20 protein-coding genes are annotated in these 17,990 nt (G+C 59.8%); 3 read left to right on the top strand and 17 right to left on the bottom strand.

Features of this window, described 5'->3' with window-relative positions:
- Positions 1 to 228 precede the first annotated feature (228 nt).
- Positions 229 to 531, bottom strand: coding sequence for a hypothetical protein (locus F6A13_RS11535; protein ID WP_225981813.1), 303 nt, complete (start codon positions 529 to 531; stop codon positions 229 to 231).
- Positions 532 to 708: 177 nt separating this feature from the next.
- Positions 709 to 2,061, bottom strand: a complete 1,353-nt coding sequence (locus F6A13_RS11530) for a heterodisulfide reductase-related iron-sulfur binding cluster (protein ID WP_113526453.1) — start codon at positions 2,059 to 2,061, stop codon at positions 709 to 711.
- 174 nt (positions 2,062 to 2,235) lie between these two features.
- On the opposite strand from F6A13_RS11530, the gene F6A13_RS11525 reads away from it, so the two are divergent.
- Both F6A13_RS11525 and F6A13_RS11520 read left to right on the top strand, forming a co-directional pair.
- Complete coding sequence (locus F6A13_RS11525; protein WP_113526454.1) at positions 2,236 to 2,556, top strand: hypothetical protein; 321 nt, start codon at positions 2,236 to 2,238, stop codon at positions 2,554 to 2,556.
- A gap of 2 nt (positions 2,557 to 2,558) precedes the next feature.
- A complete protein-coding gene (locus F6A13_RS11520) occupies positions 2,559 to 3,467 on the top strand; it encodes an ATP-grasp domain-containing protein (protein WP_126604321.1) in 909 nt (302 codons plus the stop codon).
- Here F6A13_RS11520 and F6A13_RS11515 read toward each other — a convergent pair.
- The 10 genes from F6A13_RS11515 to F6A13_RS11470 form a co-directional block, all read right to left on the bottom strand.
- Positions 3,415 to 4,143 carry a lysophospholipid acyltransferase family protein gene (locus F6A13_RS11515; protein ID WP_113526456.1) on the bottom strand — a complete coding sequence of 243 codons (729 nt, stop codon included), beginning with the start codon at positions 4,141 to 4,143 and terminating at the stop codon, positions 3,415 to 3,417. The two genes, F6A13_RS11520 and F6A13_RS11515, sit on opposite strands and share 53 nt — an antisense overlap.
- Entirely contained in the window at positions 4,140 to 4,679 is a 540-nt protein-coding gene (gene gmhB / locus F6A13_RS11510; RefSeq protein WP_113526457.1) for a D-glycero-beta-D-manno-heptose 1,7-bisphosphate 7-phosphatase, read from the bottom strand. Before gmhB ends, F6A13_RS11515 begins: the two co-directional genes overlap by 4 nt.
- Positions 4,679 to 6,763: a glycine--tRNA ligase subunit beta gene (gene glyS / locus F6A13_RS11505; protein ID WP_126604320.1), complete on the bottom strand. Its 2,085-nt coding sequence runs from the start codon at positions 6,761 to 6,763 to the stop codon at positions 4,679 to 4,681. The genes gmhB and glyS overlap by 1 nt, the downstream gene beginning before the upstream one ends.
- Positions 6,750 to 7,634, bottom strand: coding sequence for a glycine--tRNA ligase subunit alpha (gene glyQ, locus F6A13_RS11500; protein ID WP_113526459.1), 885 nt, complete (start codon positions 7,632 to 7,634; stop codon positions 6,750 to 6,752). Before glyQ ends, glyS begins: the two co-directional genes overlap by 14 nt.
- Before the next feature lie 89 nt (positions 7,635 to 7,723).
- The gene (locus F6A13_RS11495) at positions 7,724 to 8,086 is read right to left on the bottom strand and encodes a roadblock/LC7 domain-containing protein (protein ID WP_113526460.1); all 363 of its coding nucleotides are present in this window, start codon (positions 8,084 to 8,086) and stop codon (positions 7,724 to 7,726) included.
- Between the two features lie 47 nt (positions 8,087 to 8,133).
- Positions 8,134 to 8,772: a roadblock/LC7 domain-containing protein gene (locus F6A13_RS11490; protein ID WP_113526461.1), complete on the bottom strand. Its 639-nt coding sequence runs from the start codon at positions 8,770 to 8,772 to the stop codon at positions 8,134 to 8,136.
- Positions 8,773 to 8,774: 2 nt separating this feature from the next.
- Positions 8,775 to 9,338 (bottom strand): GTP-binding protein, encoded by a 564-nt coding sequence (locus F6A13_RS11485; protein WP_197722473.1) that lies wholly within the window; start codon positions 9,336 to 9,338, stop codon positions 8,775 to 8,777.
- A gap of 56 nt (positions 9,339 to 9,394) precedes the next feature.
- The gene (locus tag F6A13_RS11480) at positions 9,395 to 10,564 is read right to left on the bottom strand and encodes a response regulator (RefSeq protein WP_113526463.1); all 1,170 of its coding nucleotides are present in this window, start codon (positions 10,562 to 10,564) and stop codon (positions 9,395 to 9,397) included.
- A gap of 9 nt (positions 10,565 to 10,573) precedes the next feature.
- Complete coding sequence (locus F6A13_RS11475) at positions 10,574 to 12,046, bottom strand: hypothetical protein (RefSeq protein WP_113526464.1); 1,473 nt, start codon at positions 12,044 to 12,046, stop codon at positions 10,574 to 10,576.
- A gap of 82 nt (positions 12,047 to 12,128) precedes the next feature.
- Positions 12,129 to 12,560 carry a hypothetical protein gene (locus F6A13_RS11470; protein ID WP_113526465.1) on the bottom strand — a complete coding sequence of 144 codons (432 nt, stop codon included), beginning with the start codon at positions 12,558 to 12,560 and terminating at the stop codon, positions 12,129 to 12,131.
- 113 nt (positions 12,561 to 12,673) lie between these two features.
- Here F6A13_RS11470 and F6A13_RS11465 point away from each other — a divergent pair, with 113 nt between their 5' ends.
- Positions 12,674 to 13,759, top strand: a complete 1,086-nt coding sequence (locus F6A13_RS11465) for a L,D-transpeptidase family protein (RefSeq protein WP_113526466.1) — start codon at positions 12,674 to 12,676, stop codon at positions 13,757 to 13,759.
- Between the two features lie 30 nt (positions 13,760 to 13,789).
- Here F6A13_RS11465 and F6A13_RS11460 read toward each other — a convergent pair whose 3' ends face one another.
- From F6A13_RS11460 to F6A13_RS11440, 5 genes are all read right to left on the bottom strand, one after another.
- On the bottom strand, positions 13,790 to 14,590 hold the full coding sequence (locus F6A13_RS11460) for a YdcF family protein (protein WP_126604319.1): 801 nt from the start codon (positions 14,588 to 14,590) through the stop codon (positions 13,790 to 13,792).
- 14 nt (positions 14,591 to 14,604) lie between these two features.
- A complete protein-coding gene (lipA, locus tag F6A13_RS11455) occupies positions 14,605 to 15,558 on the bottom strand; it encodes a lipoyl synthase (RefSeq protein ID WP_113526611.1) in 954 nt (317 codons plus the stop codon).
- A 2-nt stretch (positions 15,559 to 15,560) separates the two neighbouring features.
- On the bottom strand, positions 15,561 to 16,199 hold the full coding sequence (gene lipB / locus F6A13_RS11450; RefSeq protein ID WP_113526468.1) for a lipoyl(octanoyl) transferase LipB: 639 nt from the start codon (positions 16,197 to 16,199) through the stop codon (positions 15,561 to 15,563).
- Positions 16,196 to 16,462: a YbeD family protein gene (locus F6A13_RS11445; protein ID WP_113526469.1), complete on the bottom strand. Its 267-nt coding sequence runs from the start codon at positions 16,460 to 16,462 to the stop codon at positions 16,196 to 16,198. The genes lipB and F6A13_RS11445 overlap by 4 nt, the downstream gene beginning before the upstream one ends.
- Positions 16,463 to 16,755: 293 nt before the next feature.
- Positions 16,756 to 17,922 carry a D-alanyl-D-alanine carboxypeptidase family protein gene (locus F6A13_RS11440; RefSeq protein WP_113526470.1) on the bottom strand — a complete coding sequence of 389 codons (1,167 nt, stop codon included), beginning with the start codon at positions 17,920 to 17,922 and terminating at the stop codon, positions 16,756 to 16,758.
- Positions 17,923 to 17,990 lie beyond the last annotated feature (68 nt).

The following is a 17,990-nucleotide window of genomic DNA, read 5'->3' as shown; positions in this document are numbered from 1 at the left end:
ATGGCGGCATTGATGACGCGAGAATAGCGCCTCGTACCAGCCTTGCCAAAGGGCGGATAACAATGGGAGGTGATTTGCGCTGGGTGCGGCATGCCCCTCGGTCCGGTCCGAGACATTTTTTTGCCGGCTGTACGTTGCCGGTCAACGTCGCCGCACAGGGGGCCGCTACGCTGGCGACCACCCATGTTGCGGGGGCCTGCAACTACTACGCAATGCCTGCGACCTTGACTATTGCGCAGGACGCAGAAGCGGTCGCATGCCTTCCCGGACCTGGCGCTGAATGAAGGCGGCGCGGCCGGGCTCGCGTTTGTCCAGTTCAGCGGCACACTGGGAATCGGTCAGTGCGGCGGCGCTGAGCATGACTTCCAGTTCGCAGGTATCCACCTTGGGATCGGTGAGTGCGGTCGGCGCGACATTCATCTGATCGCCAACCTGCCAGAACATCCGCGCATTCCACATCCGCAGGCGCACATCCGGGCTCTGAAAAAGTTCTACACAACGGGCATTGAGGGCCTTCGGGTCCACTGTCATCCTCCTGTTTAAACGGGCAAAGCCATCGCCTGTCGTGGCGGGCGTGCCTAAGCATACCCGAAAAACATGTCCGGAGGGGAGGCTTTTGTCGATTGAAGTATTCCATGCCCGGATAGATTCCGTGCAAAAACAAAAAACCCCGCGCAAAGGCGGGGTCATTTTGCGCATCAAACTGAATCAGGCGGACGCCATCTTCATATTGATGTTTTGATTGGTGGCCAGTTCGGGGTTGTAGAGGTATTCCACGTTACCCTGTTCCACCTGCTTGAGATAATCCTGGAAGTCGGCTTTGGCCTTGTCCCAACTGATGCCCATCTTCTCCACCAGGTCTTCACAGGGCGAAGCATGCCACTGCAACTGCACGATCTTGAAGGGATCGGCGCCGCAGGCCAGGGCCGCGAGCTGCACGTCGGCGATGATGGGCATGGAGTAATTCATGTCGTGGGCCTTGCCGATCCACTGGTTTTTATCCAGGGTGGTGATGCAGCCGGTGTCGATGCCGATCATGACGTCGGCCTTGGCCTCCTCCCGCGCCACCTTGATCTTGCGGTTCATGGAGAAACTGCGGGTGAACTCGCGTTCGGAAATGATGTGCCGAAAACCGAAGCCGCAGCAGTCGTACCAGGTGGAGTAGTCGATGACCTGGGCGCCCAGGGCCTGGGCGACGGAGGTGCCGACGGCGGTACGATTACCACCGAGCACGGTGTTGTCGTAGACGGCGTCTTCCTGCACCATCTTGTAATAGTGGCAGGCGGCATGGACGGTGACCCGGATGTTGCTCATGTCGATGGTCTGCAACTCGCTGGCGATACGGTGGCGCATGACGTGCAGCCATTCGCTATAGTGGACCACCTCCTCGGGGATGACGATCTTGCCGTCCACCAGACGTCCCAGCTTGCCGAGGATCTTCTTGACTTTCTCCCGCAGTTCGGCGGACTCGATGAGGTATTTGCGGATCTCCTTGTAGTTGCCGAAGGAGGTGCCGCAGTGCACCAGGGGAAAGAAATGGCCATTCTCGAAGCCGTGCTGCTTGCCGGAGACGTAGGCCTGATGGAAGTTGCGCAGGAAAACGGCGGCCAGGGACTCCACGTTGCCGATGCCGGAGCCGTGGTAGTTCCAGGCGGTGCAGGAGGTCTGGTCGGTCTCGTCGAGGTAGTCGATGCCCAGCTTGTTCATGAACCACATGAGGCTGGTGGGATAGCCGGGGATGTTGCCGCACTGCCCGCAGCTCTTGTGGTGCCAGAGGTTATTGGTGGGGATCTTTTTATCCCAGCCGTAAAGGGTCTGCACCGCTTCCGCACGATGTTCGGGGTTGATGCGGTGGACGATGATCTCACCTTCCTTCTCCAGTTCCCACATGTGGTCGCGGATGTCGTCCATGCGCTCGCCCAGATCGACGGTGCGGCGATCCACATGGCTGCGCACCCAGGCCGTAGCCGTTTCCGCCTCATTTGCCGAAAGATTCGTGTCCTGAAAAAAGGCGCCGTGACCTGCCACGCCCTGTTGCGTGCTGTTGTTGTCGTCTTTCATAGATTGACTCCTTGGGCATCAAGCCGCTTAACCGGAATACACTGTGGAACACATTGTACATCCATGCGAATAGTTGACTATTATGCTCCACAATGATTCCGTTGCCAAGTAAATGGCTTTATGATCGTCGCCGTGGGTGGCGGCCCGCATCAGCAACGACTTGAAAGGGGTATTATGGAAAACCAGGATGTGATTTCGATTCCCGCGTCGGCGGAGGTAGCCGCACGTTGTCGCGCGTTTTATCTGGCCCCCGCAGTGCGCAACAAAGGATGGTTGCCGAATCTCTTCTGGCGTCCGGCAACGCGGGATAATCCCTTTGGCACGCTGCGGGTCGATCCCTGGGAACTGGAGGTACTCTTTGCCGCGATCAGCGCTGCGCCCGCCCTGGCAAGGACAGCGCTGGAGCAGCGGTCGCCGGGGCGGGCAGGTTTCATCGAGCGATCCATCGGGCACGGCGAGTTGCCCCTGCTCAGTTTCCATGAGGATGTAGCCTAGGCATGGTTGCGGTGCCCCGCGTAGCCATTCTTTCGCGCCATGTGGAGCTCTATTCGACCCGCCGCTTGCTGGATGCGGTTGTCGCTGCGGGCGCCGATCCGGTCCTGCTTCAGCCTGAACAGTGTTTGCTGATGCTACACGACACGCAGGCCGCGCTTTATTATGGATCCTCTCCCCTGGCACCCTGTGCGGCGGTGATTCCACGGGTGGGTACTCCAATCACGAACCTGGGAGCGCGTCTGCTGCGTTATTTTGCGGGGGAGGGGAGTTGCTGCCTCAATAGTGCGGGGGCGTTGGAGCTTTCCCGGGATAAATTCGCCTCCCTTCAGGCCCTGGTGGCGGCGGGCGTTGCCGTACCGCAGACCGCCTACTTCACCCAGGCGGGACAGCGCGATCTGGCGGTCTCCTCCTTGGGAATGCCGCTGGTGCAAAAATTACTCAGCGGCTCGCAGGGGGTGGGTGTCAGTCTGGCAGATACACCTGCCGCTGCTCGGGGCATGCTGGATACCGTCCTCCATCTGCAGCACGAGGCGATGGCGCAGCGCTTTCTCAGCGGGCGCCAGGATATCCGCGTGATCGTACTGTTCGGTAAGGTCATTGCGGCCATGCGCAGGGAGGCATCTGCCGAGGATTTTCGCAGCAATTTGCATTGCGGGGGGCGGGCGTCGGCATTGCCCGATCTGCCCGAAGATTTTGCCGTCATTGCCCGCCGGTCGGCGGCTGCTCTGGGCCTGAGCTTTGCCGGAGTAGATATTATGCTGGCTGAAGATCAGCGGCCTCTGGTGCTGGAGGTGAACCCTGTCCCCAGTCTGGAAGGCATCGAAGCTGTTACGGGGCAGGATATCGCTGGTACGCTGGTCAAAGCGCTTTTGCGGCAGGCCTCGTCCCCATCTCCGCAATTGCAGCCGTAATCCAGTCGTGCGCCTGCTGGTTGAGGGACCCAGCCTTGCCTGCGGGGGGTAGCGCGGGGCCGATATGCACTTCGACGATCCCCGGCCATTTTCGCCAGTCTGTACGCGGCCAGAAACACCCGCTATTCACAGCGATCGGCAGAAGGGGGACCTGAGCCCGGATGGCCAGCCCGGCAGCGGTGCTGCTGAAGGGGCCGACTGTGCCGCAGGGGTGGCGGGTGCCTTCCGGAAAAATGACCACATGAAAGCCCGCAGCCAGCCGGAGTTTCCCCTGTTCAATCACCTGCAGCAGGGCTTCCCTGCCCCCGTTGCGGTCGATCCCGATGGGCCAGGCCAAACGCAGGCCCCAGCCGATCACCGGGATGCGGAAGAGTTCCTTTTTCAGTACAAAGGAGAGTTGCGGGAAGATGCACCAAAAGAGCAGGGTCTCCAGCGCCGACTGATGATTGGCGACGATGACGCAAGGTGTGGCGGGAATATTGGCGAGACCGGAAACCCGATAACGCAGGCTGCAACTCCAATGGAGCCAGCCGACGCCGGCGCGCGCCCATAAACGACTGGCCCAGACCCGCGCCGGCAGCGGCAATGGTGCTACGGCTAGACTGAAAATAGCCCAGATCAGCGTCCAGATCGCAAAGCCCCCATAGAACAATGCGCTGCGGATGGTGCGTATCATGGTGTGCCGAGAATGGCGTGTACCGCCGCGGTAAGGTCAGCGAAGATGGGAAAGCCTGCGGCCCGCGCTTCGAGGCGCGCGTCTTGACCTTTCCCCGTCAGTACCAGCATGGGTCGTGCGCCCGCCTCCTGTGCCGGGAGCAGATCGCGCATACTGTCACCAATGGTGGGAACCTGTTCCAGCGAGATTTGCAGCCGCTCCTGTATTTCCTGAAACAGACCCGGCGCCGGTTTGCGGCAGGCGCATGCTGCCTCCGGAGCATGGGGGCAGAAAAAAATGGCATCGATCCGACCGCCTGCGGCGGCCAGTTCCTGACGCATGCGCTGGTGGATAGCGATCAGGGTGCGGATATCAAAAAGCCCCCGTCCCACACCAGACTGGTTGGTGGCCACCACTACCTGGTAACCGGCACGGTTCAGTCGCGCGATGGCCTCCAGACTGCCCGGGATGGGGCGCCACTCTGCGGGCGATTTGATATAAGCGTTACTGTCCTCGTTAATCACACCGTCACGATCCAGAATGACGATCTGCCCCATCAGGCCCCCTGCAACTGCGAGAAGTCGGCAATGCGCAGGAACGCTTCCTGAAGCCGGGCCAGCAGTGCCAGGCGATTCTGGCGCAGCACCGGATCTTCGGCCAGGACCATGACCCCATCAAAAAATTGGTCGACAGCGGGACGCAGGCCTGCGAGCAGCCCGAGGGCCGCGGCATAGCGACGTTCCGCAAGCTGCGCATGGAGGGGCTGCTCCAGGGCCTGCCAGTAGTCCCAGAGTGTGTTCTCTACCGGGTCCATAAAGTATTGGGGATCTATGGGCCGGTCGCCGGAGATCACTTCTTTGCGTAACAGATTGTTGATCCGTTTGATCAGTACGGCGAGGGCATCTGCCGCCGCATGCTCAGCCTGGAAAAGGGCGAGGGCTTCGAGACGCTGGCGTGCGTCCAATGGCTCGTGGGGCTGGCGGCTGAGCACGGCGGCGATCTGGTCGGCGCGGAAGCCCTCCTCCCGGAAATAGACCCGCATCCGATCCTGAAAGAAGTCGAGCACCGCGCTCCGTATCTCCGTCCGGTTCCTGGCGAAGGCGCCACCGTAAGCGGCCAGCGTGTGGGTTACCGCTTCATCCAGGTTCAGGGGCACTCCGGCATCCAGCACGATTCGCAGCACCCCCAGCGCCGCGCGGCGCAGGGCAAAGGGATCGCGGTCCCCGGTAGGTACTTTGCCGATGGCAAAAAAACCGCAGAGGGTATCCAGCTTGTCGGCGATAGCCAGGCACTGGCCGTGCGCATCCGCCGGGATTTCATCGTCGCGCCCACTGGGCAGGTAATGCTGGGCGATGGCTGTGGCAACGTGGTTGTTTTCCCCGTCATGCCGGGCGTAGTGGCCGCCCATGATGCCTTGCAATTCCGGAAACTCGCCCACCAAACCGCTGAGCAGATCACTTTTGCAGAGTTCCGCGGCGCGGTACATGTCACCCGCATCCACCGCGAACTGTGGTGAGAGGGTTGCGGCAAGCTCTTGCAGACGCATCGTCTTATCGAAAATGCTGCCGAGGCCATCCTGAAACAGCACCCCGTCAAGTGCGGCCCGTCGTGTCTGCAGGGAGATCTGGCGATCCTGATCCCAAAAGAAGGCAGCATCCGCGAGGCGGGCACGCAGTACCCGGTTATTTCCATCGATGACGACCTGCGTATCCCGGCTGTGGAGGTTGGCCGCAAACAGATAATGGGGCACCAGGCGCCCATTCTGACCGCGCAGGGGGACATATCGCTGGTGCTGCATCATGACCGTAATCAGCGCTTCTTCGGGCACCCGCAGATAGTCCGCGGCGAAGCTGCCAGCGAGAATGACTGGCCATTCGTTGAGTCCGGTGATCTCGTCCAGCAATGCCTCCGGCAGGATCGGAGTGACGGCCATCTCGCCTGCCAGGGCGGCCATTTTACCGGAAATGTGCGCGCGGCGTCCGGCGAAATCCACCATCACCTTTGCCTGCAGCAAGGATCCGGCGTAACCGGCAGGGGCGTTGATCTGCACCGTCTGGGGATGGTGGACGCGATGCCCGAAGCTCTCGCCGCCGGCATCCAGACCAAACATATTCCAGTCCAGCACCTGGCTGCCCTGACGCAGCAAAAGCCAGCGTACCGGACGCAGGAAACTGTCAGAACGATCCCCCCAGTGCATGCGTTTGCGCAGGGGCAGGCTGGTGACCAGTTTGCTGGCGATCTCGGGTAACAGAGCATGGCTATCCTGCGCTGCGCCGACCTCCCGCCAAGCCAGGACGGGGCCTTTTTCGGTCTCCAGGATGAGCAGGTCGTCCAGGCTGACCCCACAGGAGCGGGCAAAGCCCTCCGCCGCCGCCGTGGGCCTGCCCTGCGCATCACGGGCGCGCGCCACGAGGGGACCGCGGCGCAGGGTCTCCTGCGGCGGGCTCTGTCGGGAGACGTCTTTGATCCAGAGAGCGAGCCGTCGCGGTGTGACATAGCCGTGAATGCCCCCAAACTGCAATCCGGCCGCATCGAGCAGTTGGCCTATGATCCTGGTCGCGGCGTCCTGCAGGGGCATTTGTTCCCGCGCCGGCAACTCTTCACAACCCAGTTCCAGCAGGAGATCTTCAGGCGCTGACATCTCGGCTCCTCAGCAGGGGGTGACCGAGGGCGGCACGGGCCTCGGCATAGTGCTCGGCCACACCTCGCGCCAGCGTCCGGACGCGGCCGATGAATCGAGCGCGCTCGTTGACGCCGATGGCATGGCGTGCATCCAGCAGGTTAAAGGTATGGGAGCAGTCCAGCACCCGTTCGTAGGCGGGTAGAGGGAGTTCGGCTGCCAGCAAGGCGTGACAGTCTTTTTCCGCCTGGTCGAAGCGCTGGAAGAGGTCTTCTACGGGCGCCAGTTCAAAATTATAGCGCGATTGCTCCACTTCGTTCTGATGGAATACGTCCCCGTAGAGTACGTTCGGGGTCCACACAAGGTCATAGACGCTTTCGACGCCCTGCAGGTACATGGCCAGTCGTTCCAGACCATAGGTGACCTCGCCCATCACGGGATGGCAATCCAGACCGCCCACCTGCTGGAAATAGGTGAACTGGGTGACTTCCATGCCATTCAGCCAGACCTCCCAGCCCAGCCCCCAGGCCCCCAGGGTTGGTGACTCCCAGTCGTCTTCGACGAACCGGATATCCTGGACCCCGGAATCGATACCGAGGGCCGCCAGCGATTCGAGGTAGAGTTCCTGCAGGTTTACCGGGTTCGGTTTGAGCACCGCCTGAAACTGGTAGTAGTGCTGGAGACGATTGGGATTGTCCCCATAACGGCCGTCCGTGGGGCGCCTGGAGGGCTGTACGTAAGCAGCCCGCCATGGTTCTGGGCCGATGGCCCGCAAAAAGGTGGCGGGGTGGAAGGTTCCGGCACCTACCGGCATATCCATGGGCTGGAGCAGAACACAGCCTTGATCGGCCCAGAAGCCTTGCAGCCGCTGGATGATTTCCTGAAAAGTCATAGGGGTCTCGGGCAGATATTTTGCGCATTATGGCCCAACGCGGCCAGCCCTGTGAAGGGTGTCCGCAAGTCTGCGTAACCCCGACGGCTTCAAAGCAGTTCGGCGATCCCCGCAGCTCCCCGCTTGGCGTCGAGAAAGACCAACCCAAGCTTCGCCTCTTTTCGGGCTATGACCGTGAGGACCGCATCCGGGCCGGCATGAATGAGCAGAACGTAGCCATTATCGCCTTTGATCATGACCTGCTCCAGTTCACCCCGCGCCAGCTCTACGGCGGTGCGGTCGCCCAGGGAAAGCATCGCCGCCGCCATGGCCCCTACCCGGTCTTCGTCCATGGTCGAAGAAAGCAGTGAGGCGATGGTGAGGCCGTCGGTGGAAATCACGGCCGAGGCCTCGATGTCCGCAGAAGACCCGTTCAGGTCACTGAGGATGGATTTGAGCATTTCTTCACGCATTTTTATTCTCCTGAATTAAAATCGGGGTCTGTGAAAAAGAGGTTGTGTTAGCGGTAACGTGTATCCAGGTCCTGCACCAGTGTAACGAAGGATTGATCCTGCAGGCGAGGGGTACCGCTGATGACGAGCATGAAATGTTGCTGACCGATAAATAACGGCCAGAATCCCAGTTCGGAGCGCCCCGCCGGATCGATCAAACCCCAGGTTTCGGTGTTGACGCGGAGGTTGTTTTTCAGCAGACGGTCGTGTCTGGACTGCAGGGACAGCAGATCGGCCGAAAGCCCGGCGAGTTCTTCTGCGGCTTCATGGGTGTAGCCCGATGCCGCGAGATAAAAGCCGTTTTCATCGGCGAGGAGGGTTTTCTGTATATCCGAAAGTTGCGCGAGGAGCGGCGGTAAGGCGTCTTCCAGCCGCTGATCCTCCCGTTGGCGCGGACGTGCCGTGCCCCGCAACATGCCCAGTCGCTGCAGGCGGAAGATGCTGCGCAGGGCTTCCTCTTCGCTCGCCGCCTGCGTCCAGTGCTGTGCGGTGCTGGCGCTGAAGGGAGCCCGGTGTCCTTGCCGTAAAACGTGGAGGAGGGTGGTCCGGTTTTCGTCCTGATGCGGACTGGAGGTGGCATAAAAAGCCCCGGCGGGCGTCACCTCACCGTAAATGTCCGCATTCGTGGCGACCAGTTCGATACTCATCACTAACCTCCGATGCCCGGATCAATGGAGTACAGCAGTGCCATGACCAAATTCTTTACGTCGTCCTTGTTGCGGCCATCCACTTCAAAAATTGGAGGAATGGGATTGAGCATCCGCAGGTCCGCCGTCGCCTCCGGGAGCATGTCGACGTAGTCGGCTATCTGGGGCTGCGTCTGGATATCCGTCTTCGAAACCCCGATGACGACCGGGACATCGACAATGAAGTCCTTGAAGGCATGAAGAAAAAAATGCAGGTCTTTTTTGGGGTTGGGGCGGGTGTTGTCGAGCATCAGAATGAGGCCCAGGCCGCCGGTGGTGAGGATATCCCACATGAAGTCAAAACGTTCCTGACCCGGAGTGCCATACAGGTGAATTTTGGTACCCTCATCCAGCTTCAACACACCGTAATCCATCGCGACGGTGGTATGACCCTTGCGATTCAGCGTCATATCCGAGGCCTGGGCATCGGTGGAGATGATCGGAATATCCGACAATGCCGCAATGGCCGTTGTTTTGCCTACGCCAACAGGACCGGTAAAAATAATTTTATTGTCTTCTCTCACCATACGGCTCCTTACATAGGATCTTTTAATCTTTACCGGAGAAAAATCCCGGTCGCGTCTTACAGCCCTGCAATGCGGGCAAGGAGACGGCCCAGAAAGCTCCGTTTTGCTGCAGGTATTTCAGCAGCCTCCGGCGCATTCGCGGATGCAGGGCGGATGCGGTTGTCAGGGTTTTCCGCCGTGTTATAGCGCAACAACCCCAGGCTATCCGCGGCCGCCAGAAAGTTGAAGAGGTCGGCGGGCACGACGCGCAACATCTTCACCGTCAATGCCGGAGACGCCGGAGAACGGGCCAGAAACGCCGCCAGGCGCAAGGCGTCAGGCAACATGGTCAGGCGCGTGAGGTTGGGCCACTGCTTCAGTTGGACTGGGGCGTTGATCTGCAGTTGCTGAATGAGGCGCCCGTCAGCAGCCCACGCACCCACTTGCCAGAGCAGGGATGGAAGGGTGAGATGCCGTACAGACGCATGGGCAGGGATATCCGTGTCAGCGGGGGCGCGTATTTGCAGCCGTGGGTGCTCCTCCTGGGCCAGGGACTTGAGGGTTGCGTCGTCCGTCAGCAGAATAGCCTGATCTGTCACCGGGTCCAAGCGCAGAATAACCTGCTGCCGATCATCCACGATGATGGCTGGCGACTGGTCGCGGCGGACGATCTGCAAAAGTCCCAGCAGCCCAGCCTGAGGGTTGAAATGACGTACGTCTTCAGCGCGTAGCAGGGGTGTCGGGCGAGGTGCGACGGCTGGCGCTGCGGCCGGTTTGGGAGCAGGTGCCGACGCTGGCTTGGCCGCAGGTGGTGCCGCGACGGACGCGAATGGCGAAGAGATCGCGACGTCGGGCCGGATGGGCATGACTGTCGCGCTGTTCCTTTCTGCCGGCTTTGCCGGAGCGGGGCCACCGATCAGCAGAAGCTCCAGTGCGGGGAACAGGGTTTCCATCCGTATGGGTTTCCGTAGTACCGGGAAAATACTGTCAGGGTGTGCGGAAACGCTGGTCAGCAGGATACGTTGTTCCGGTTGTTCTCCATGCAACCGACGCGCGATGGCCATACCGTCCATACCATCCACATCGATAATGATCACTGCGGGTGTTTGCGCGTCACCGGCGTCCAGCAACTGATAATGCCGCCGGGTAAACATCTTGAAAGCCATGCGGAAGACGGCTTCTTTGCGTGCATCCATCCCGATGCTGCGGACGAGGATACTACCGCTGTTGGAGGGGTTTGTCGTCATGATCAAATCCTAAATGATCTGTCGTTGCGGGTAACGCTGGAGGCGTTCAGTCAGGCTGAACATCTGGCGCATGATATCTTCACTGGGCTGCATGTCCGTCGTGAGAATGGATTTGACGAAACGGGAAAATCGCTCGCGGGCATCCATCCGTTCGTACATTTCGAGAAGCGGTCCGTAGTAAACCTCATGCCGAGGTTGCGCCATTATGGCCTTCTCCAGAAGGTCCACCGCCTCGTTCACCTGCCCGTAGTCCAGAAGCATGTTGAACTCCTCGATAATGCTATCTTCACTGTCCTTTTCGGTAACCAGCTGATCACGGTGAATTTCTTCCGTCACCAGTGGGGGGCTGCTCAGTGGTATGGCGGTGATCGGCAGATACAGCCCGTATTTCTCGGCCAGCCCTGCGAGAACCTGCTCCTTTCCGTCACTTCCGGCAAGGGCTACCCAGAGGTTGTGTTCACCCAGGCGCAGGCCTTGTTGCAGCAATCGCGTTCGCAGATCGCTACCAGCGCCCCACAGGGCGATATAGAGCTGCAGGAGGGATTCGGCATAGGCGGCACAGCGCTGCTGGTCGTACAGCAGTTCCAGCAGGGTGACATGGAGAATGAGCTTGCGGGGATCGAGAATGAGTTGGCGACGTAACAGTCGCTCGGCCTCAGGATATTGGTGACACGCCAGCAGATGGTGTGCGGCAAGGAGCGGCGAAACCAGGCTAGCTACTACCCCATATTCCTCCTCGTCCAGCGGCAGAATATCATCGGGCCCGGTGAGCAGTATGAGGCCCTCCCCGGTAGGACCGTTTTGGGATACCCCGGACGATAGCATCTCTGGTCTAGGCATAAATCCGGACAGATCTAGTGATTCCGGGTTGACGATGGATTGCTGCAACTCCCTCTGCGCACCGGCGAGCGCGGAAGACTCCGTCGGTGGTGGCGCAAGGGTGGCGTGCGCGAGGACAGCCGCAATTTGCGCGCCGCTCATCCCCAAATTCTCTGCAGTTACCCGTAGTTGTAGGTTCTGTGGATCCAGTTTCAGCCCTTGCAAAACGAGATCCCTGGCTTCCGCATCGGGAATGGTGTGTGACTCGGTGAGTTGTTCCAACCGTTCAACAAAATGATCGATATCCGGTATTTCACGATAGATCGCGAGGAGCCTGCGCATCTGCTGGGCATTGTCTGGGTTGTGATCCACGTACCAGCTGAGGGATGTGGCAGCCTGTTCCAGGTGGCCATAGGAAAGATAAATATCCACCTCGTCCAGAATGCTGATTTCATCGACCTGCACGGGGGATGCCGCTGTTACGGTGCTGGCCAGGTTGCTTTTGACGGGGGATGCGGTCGGCGCCGGACTTCCGCTGCCCTCGCGCTGCAAACCTGGAACTCTGAGAGGTTTCCGTCCGCGCGACGCCTTCCATACCCCGGTCAGCACCACCAGGGATACAAGAAAGGCTATAATAATCAGGCTGCCGGTGGGCAATTCCATGCAGGAATCTCGCTTCAGGGTAAACGTAGTGTTGCTTCTTTGCCGCTATTCTGACTGGTAGTTAGGCGTTTTAACGGCACTGTCAATGCGCGAAGATCCCGGCAATTTCATGGATGCGCTTCGTGCTGGGGCGCTGCGCCGCCAAGGAGGTGTCCGCAGCCGCCGCGTAGCCGGCGAACAGCGCAGGCAAAGCCTGTACGATGAGCGGGAGACGTTCGCGGCTTACTGTGGCCAGCCGCCATTCTGCGCGCCAGCCGTGAACGGGGTGGCTAATGCAGATGGCGACGCCCCAGCCGCGCTCCTGCGCCGACCACTGATGCTCGGCAATACACAACTGGTGTTGCCGGGTCATTTGTCCCAGACCGACATAAGGGCCTGCATAGGGGATATGCAGATCGCCAGCCAAACCGGTCAGCATATGATCGAGACGGTGCAGTGCATCGCGTAATGGCACGACCGGAACGGTCTGGCCGCGCACTGCGTTTCTCAGAAAAACCAGGTGTGGCGATTCCATACAGACCTCCTTTTACTTTATGATTATGGCGATAATAGAGGACGCTGCCAACGCGCGTGCGCGGCGGATGGCGTTCTTGCTTTTTCAGCGAGCCGCGAACAGGAAAATAAGTCATGCAAAAACAGTTAGGTGCCTGGTTTCTGGCAGCCTTCATGGGATGTGGTGTGACGGTAGCCAATGCCAGTGTCTATGCCTTGCCCGCCCAGGGTAATGTTGTCGGGGCGCTCGAGGCGGTAACCACCCACAGAGACGATACCCTTCTCGACATCGGGCGTTTCTACGACCTCGGTTACAATCAGGTAACGGCGGCCAACCCTGGTGTCAATCCCTGGCTTCCTGGCGAGGCCAGCAAGGTGGTCATTCCTGCCGAGTATATTTTACCGCCAAAGCCCTGGACCGGGATCATCGTGGATATTCCGGCGCGACGGATCTACTATTTTCCGGTGAATGACCGAGTGGTATACACCTATCCCGTCGGTGTCTTTCTGCCGGGCTGGAAGGAGGCGTTGACGGATACGCGGATTATCGCCAAATATAAAATGCCTGCGTGGAATGTACCCAAAAATATCCACGCGTGGTTCGAGAAGAAATTTCACATGGATATCCCCTGGTATTGGCCACCCGGCGCTGAAAACCCCATGGGTGAACTGGCGATGGAGACCGGACTCTCCGGTATTTTCATCCACGGTACCTACCACCCTTGGGGAGTTGGCATGCGGGCCAGCCAGGGGTGTTTTCAGATGTTCCCGGAGAATGTCGCACAACTCTTCCCGATGGTTCCGGTGGGCACCCCAGTACGGATCATCGATCAGCCCAACCTGGTGGGTGTGCGCGACGGGCAGGTCTATCTGCAGTCATACAAACCGATGTATGCCTACCACAAAAAGGGTATTCCGGAGTTGCAGCGGGCCGTGATGGCGATCAAGTCTTTCATGGTGCGGAACCGGATCGATGAGCATATCGACTGGGGTATGGTCAGGCATATTGTGGCTGAGCATAACACCGTGGCACTTCCCATCGGGGTCGACGCACCGAGCTATGCAACGCTGTCTGCCGCACTTCCCGCAACACCCTACGCGTACGCTCCTTACGGGCCATCGGCGAATGGCGCCGCGGTACCGCCGCCTTTACCTCTGGCTAGCGCCGCAGATCAGGAACATCTGCATGTTCAGGTGACTTTCCCCGATCAGAAGCCGTAGCATCTCGTTCCCTCCTCGGGGGCTTTGGAACTAGTGGCCACCCCCGATTCCCTGCTCCTGAATCCAGAGCCAAAGAAGTCCGAGGTATTCATGACTCGCCTCGCTGCTGATTTCGAGATAAATCGCGCGCGGCAGCCAACTCTCCAGGCGGAGTCCGTTCACCCGGTCCAGACGGTAGTCGGTGGGCACGGGGATCACTTTCACGCCAGCGCGGCGAAACCATGCGACGGCCCGCGGCATATGGAGCGCGGAGGTTACCAAGTAGGCCGGGTGGCCATGGTGTTCGGCCAATATTGCCGCGCTGTCTGTTGCGTTGGCTGCCGTATTGTAGGACTGGGTTTCCGGCCAGATGGGGCTTTGTACGCCCAGATCCTGGCGCAGGATGAACTCCATGGTGAGCGCCTCGGCTGGGGCGCCGAGACGCGGGGCGCCGCCACTGGGAATGATGGGAAGCCCGGTTTGTCGGGCGAGTTGAGCTGCCGCCAGCAGGCGCACAAGGGTGCGTGCATTCGCCGTTTCCTGATTGGACCCCGGCGATTGCATGACCTCTCCGCCCCCTAGCACGATAATCGCCTGGGGAGTGTCGGCTCCGTGCAGGGGCTTGGTCAGGGGTGGGTAGCGGTCTTCCAGAGGCAGCAGGAGAAGCCGTGCGCCTAACGCAGTCGAGAAAAAATAGAGGGTGCCCAGCGCGAGGAGTATGAGCACCCGGCCCAGATAGCGCCAGCCCACGATTTCTGCCAGCCAGCCCAGGGCGGCGAGAACGAACAGGACACCCGGCGGTTGCAGAAGCGCTGAAACCAGGGTCAACAAGGTGGTGTAGCGTAACAGCATCCCTCCGACCCCGTTCAGTCGCCACCTATTTCATGAAAACTACGCTCGGCATGGTAGGAAGATCGCACCAGCGGGCCGCTGGCGACGTGGCGGAATCCCATGGCCATGCCATCCCGCTGCAACTGCTGGAATTCTTCTGGTGGTACAAAACGCGCCACCGGCAGATGATGGCGAGATGGTGCCAGATACTGCCCGATGGTCAGCAATTCACATCCCGCCTGCCGCAGATCACGCATCACCCCGCGGATTTCATCGAGTTCCTCGCCCAGACCAAGCATCAGCCCGGACTTGGTGGGGACCTGCGGATGCTGTGCCTTGAAGGCGGCGAGCAGTTGCAGCGAGTGATGGTAATCTGCACCCGGCCTGGCCTGTAAGTACAGGCGCGGCACGGTCTCCAGGTTGTGATTGAATACATCGGGAGGAGTCTCCCGAAATGCGGCCAGGGCATTGTCCACCCGACCGCGAAAATCCGGTACGAGAATTTCCACGTGCAGTTCCGGACAATGTTCGCGCAGTGCCGAAATGACCTCTGCAAAATGACGGGCACCTCCGTCACGCAGATCATCACGATCGACGGAGGTGATGACGACAAAACGTAGTTTCATGCTAGCCACGGTCCGGGCAAGATGGACGGCCTCCAGGGGATCGGGTGCTTCGGGGCGGCCATGCGCCACATCACAGAAGGGGCAGCGGCGGGTGCAGATGTCCCCCAGGATCATGAAGGTTGCCGTTCCACCGCCGAAGCACTCTCCCAGATTCGGGCACGAGGCTTCTTCACAGACCGTATGAAGAGCCGCGTCACGCAGGATCTTTTTGAGTCGGTCTACCTCGGGGGATAAGGGCGATCGTACCCGCAACCACTGTGGCTTGGGGAGGCGTTCTGCATGTGCCGGAATGATGGGTATGGGGTTGCGTGCGGTTTTGTCGGCACCACGAGCCGCTTTTTTTGCCTGGAGTTGGGGGTCCATGTTCATGCCCCTCCTTTTTTTAAGGGGCGGTCCAGGCTGACGGACAGCTCTGCCATCAGGGCTTCGGCAACATCGTGACTTGGCCAGTCCGGACAGAGATCGTGCACTTGGGTGACCGCGAGATTCGCCATGCCACAGGGATGAATACGCTGGAACGGACTCAGATCCATCTCCGTGTTGAGGCTGAGGCCGTGGTAACTGCGACCGCGCTGAATACGCAGGCCCAGGGAAGCAATTTTGGCATTACCCACGTATACGCCCGGGGCATCGCGCCGCGCATGGGCTTCGATGCCGCGCCGCTGGAGCAGACGAATGACGGACTGTTCCATGGCGGTGGTCAAAGTACGGACGTTGATACCCATGCGCGGCAGGTCGATAAGCAGATAGACCACCCATTGTCCCGGTCCATGATAGGTGACTTTGCCACCCCGATCACTGCGAATCACCGGAATGGGACCAGGGTCCAGGACATCAGCCGCGTCGGCGTTGCGACCGAGGGTGACGACAGGAGGATGCTGGAGAATCCACATTTGGTCGGGAGTGTCGGCGTCCCTCTGGCGGGTGAATTCGCGCATGGCGTCCAGTACCGTGAAGTAAGGCAGCAGCCCCGGCCAGAAACGAACGAGTATGGGCGCATTCATAAGCAGAGAATCACGCCGTCAATCGCTCTGACGGACGTATAAATATCGAGCAGGTGTTCACGGCTTCTGGCTTCGATGGACACCGTGACGGCCTGATAGTTTCCCTGGCTGCTGGGCCGGCAGGAGAACGCCGTGTCCGGCAAATCCGGTGCATGAGGCGCAATCGCTGCACGCACCGCGGCGAGCAGATCGTCGTGCTGACCGATGGCTTTGACATGATGCAGGTGCGGAAAGTCTTTTGCCGGATTGGTGTCGGTTTCCATAGCGTCTCGTAACCCCCTCGTGTCATCGTCGGACAGGACTCAATCCATGCCGGCTTGCCGTGAGCATGACAGGCTCCCCCAAACTTGGGCCGTTGTTTCTGGGACCGCACTGCCGAAGCGCGGGCCGGAAGACCAGCCGGGACTGCCTACAAATGCCATTAAAATGGTGACAGGCCTTTGCGGGGCCTGTTGGCCATGGTAAGTCTTCCTCCGCCGGAGGTGAAGCCCCGACCGGAGCTGCGTACAGCCTGCAGGAAGCCATCAGCATGGTGGCCGCAGCTTCGGCGGCCCGCTTACAGCACGCTTCTGATCTTATGGAACATTTGCGTTATCCAGCCCGCCTTCTCTATCGCAGTCTGCGTCACTACAGGTACAGATTTCAGCGGTTTGCCATTCAGCAGGAAGACCAGTCGCCCGACGACCGTACCTTTCTTCATCGGTACCTGAAGATGGGGTGCAATCTCGACCACGCGCTGTAGACTGGAAAACCGTCCTTTCGGAACTGTAATGTCTACGTTCTGTTCGACCCCCACGGGGATAGGCATCGGCGATAAATCGCTGCGGCTGATTTCGCTGACCTTTTCTCCGGCGGTATACACCGGATGGTTGACGAAAAAGCGGTATCCGTAATCCAGCAGGGCTTCAACGGCGTTGGTGCTGCCAGCCCAACTCGGCCCGCCAAGAACGACGGCGATGAGGCGGCGGCCATTTCGTATGGCGGTGGCATCGATACAATAACCCGAAGCATCGGTCAGGCCGGTTTTCAGTCCATCCACCGTTGGGTCACGGAAAAGCACGGGGTTCCAGCTCCGCTGGGTAATGCCGTTGTAGGTATACGACTTTTCCTTGGTGATCTGGATCACTTGCGGGAACTGCCGGATGAGAGCGCGCGACAGCTTGGCGACATCCAGTGCGGTAGTATAGAGATTGCTGTCCGGCAGACCGTCGACATTGCTGTAATGGGTGTTGTGCAGATGGAGGCGCAGAGCCGAATCGTTCATCAGCGTGACGAAACCAGACTGGCTGCCGCCCACCGCCTCGGCAAGTGCGACCGCCGCATCGTTCCCGGAATCGATCAGTAGCCCATGCAGTAATTGGTCGACATTCGCCGGGACATTGGGCTGGACGAACATGCTGGAACCCCCCGTTTTCCAGGCGGTCTTGGAGATGTGGATGTTTTCCTGTGCGGTCAGGGTGCCGCCCTGAATGGCCTGATAGGTCAGATAGGCTGTCATGAGTTTGGTGAGACTGGCCGGCGCGCGGTGCAGGTTTTCACTTTTGGCGGCGATGATCTGACCGGTATCGTAGTCCATCAGCGTATAGCTGACGATGGCAGGCAGTGCCGGGGCTGGCGGTGTGGGCAACATGGGTGTGGGGGTGGCAGCGGATGCCCAGGGGGTGAAACAGAAGCCGGCCAACAGGAAGAGTATCCGGGTGATCAGGGAAGTACGGGCAATCATGAAGAGACCTCAGTGGTAAACGCTGGTTGGAGTTCAGGGGGATTGGGCAAGTCCGGGATTATAGCGAC

Origin of the sequence: Acidithiobacillus sp. 'AMD consortium', assembly GCF_008926505.1 — a bacterium.
Lineage (GTDB): Bacteria > Pseudomonadota > Gammaproteobacteria > Acidithiobacillales > Acidithiobacillaceae > Acidithiobacillus > Acidithiobacillus ferridurans.
Note: the sequence above shows the minus strand (reverse complement) of the source record. Positions and strands in the feature narration are given on the sequence as shown.

Bases quoted from the DNA above. Each gene is read 5' to 3' on its own strand.
- F6A13_RS11515 (WP_113526456.1), bottom strand. From the start codon at position 4,143: ATGATACGCACCATCCGCAGCGCATTGTTCTATGGGGGCTTTGCGATC.
- F6A13_RS11470 (WP_113526465.1), bottom strand. From the start codon at position 12,560: ATGGAATCGCCACACCTGGTTTTTCTGAGAAACGCAGTGCGCGGCCAG.
- lipA (WP_113526611.1), bottom strand. From the start codon at position 15,558: ATGGACCCCCAACTCCAGGCAAAAAAAGCGGCTCGTGGTGCCGACAAA.
- glyQ (WP_113526459.1), bottom strand. From the start codon at position 7,634: ATGACTTTTCAGGAAATCATCCAGCGGCTGCAAGGCTTCTGGGCCGAT.
- F6A13_RS11485 (WP_197722473.1), bottom strand. From the start codon at position 9,338: ATGGTGAGAGAAGACAATAAAATTATTTTTACCGGTCCTGTTGGCGTA.
- F6A13_RS11520 (WP_126604321.1), top strand. From the start codon at position 2,559: ATGGTTGCGGTGCCCCGCGTAGCCATTCTTTCGCGCCATGTGGAGCTC.
- F6A13_RS11460 (WP_126604319.1), bottom strand. From the start codon at position 14,590: ATGCTGTTACGCTACACCACCTTGTTGACCCTGGTTTCAGCGCTTCTG.
- F6A13_RS11440 (WP_113526470.1), bottom strand. From the start codon at position 17,922: ATGATTGCCCGTACTTCCCTGATCACCCGGATACTCTTCCTGTTGGCC.
- F6A13_RS11535 (WP_225981813.1), bottom strand. From the start codon at position 531: ATGACAGTGGACCCGAAGGCCCTCAATGCCCGTTGTGTAGAACTTTTT.
- gmhB (WP_113526457.1), bottom strand. From the start codon at position 4,679: ATGGGGCAGATCGTCATTCTGGATCGTGACGGTGTGATTAACGAGGAC.
- glyS (WP_126604320.1), bottom strand. From the start codon at position 6,763: ATGTCAGCGCCTGAAGATCTCCTGCTGGAACTGGGTTGTGAAGAGTTG.
- F6A13_RS11495 (WP_113526460.1), bottom strand. From the start codon at position 8,086: ATGCGTGAAGAAATGCTCAAATCCATCCTCAGTGACCTGAACGGGTCT.
- F6A13_RS11480 (WP_113526463.1), bottom strand. From the start codon at position 10,564: ATGACGACAAACCCCTCCAACAGCGGTAGTATCCTCGTCCGCAGCATC.
- F6A13_RS11490 (WP_113526461.1), bottom strand. From the start codon at position 8,772: ATGAGTATCGAACTGGTCGCCACGAATGCGGACATTTACGGTGAGGTG.
- F6A13_RS11465 (WP_113526466.1), top strand. From the start codon at position 12,674: ATGCAAAAACAGTTAGGTGCCTGGTTTCTGGCAGCCTTCATGGGATGT.
- F6A13_RS11445 (WP_113526469.1), bottom strand. From the start codon at position 16,462: ATGGAAACCGACACCAATCCGGCAAAAGACTTTCCGCACCTGCATCAT.
- F6A13_RS11525 (WP_113526454.1), top strand. From the start codon at position 2,236: ATGGAAAACCAGGATGTGATTTCGATTCCCGCGTCGGCGGAGGTAGCC.
- F6A13_RS11475 (WP_113526464.1), bottom strand. From the start codon at position 12,046: ATGGAATTGCCCACCGGCAGCCTGATTATTATAGCCTTTCTTGTATCC.
- F6A13_RS11530 (WP_113526453.1), bottom strand. From the start codon at position 2,061: ATGAAAGACGACAACAACAGCACGCAACAGGGCGTGGCAGGTCACGGC.
- lipB (WP_113526468.1), bottom strand. From the start codon at position 16,199: ATGAATGCGCCCATACTCGTTCGTTTCTGGCCGGGGCTGCTGCCTTAC.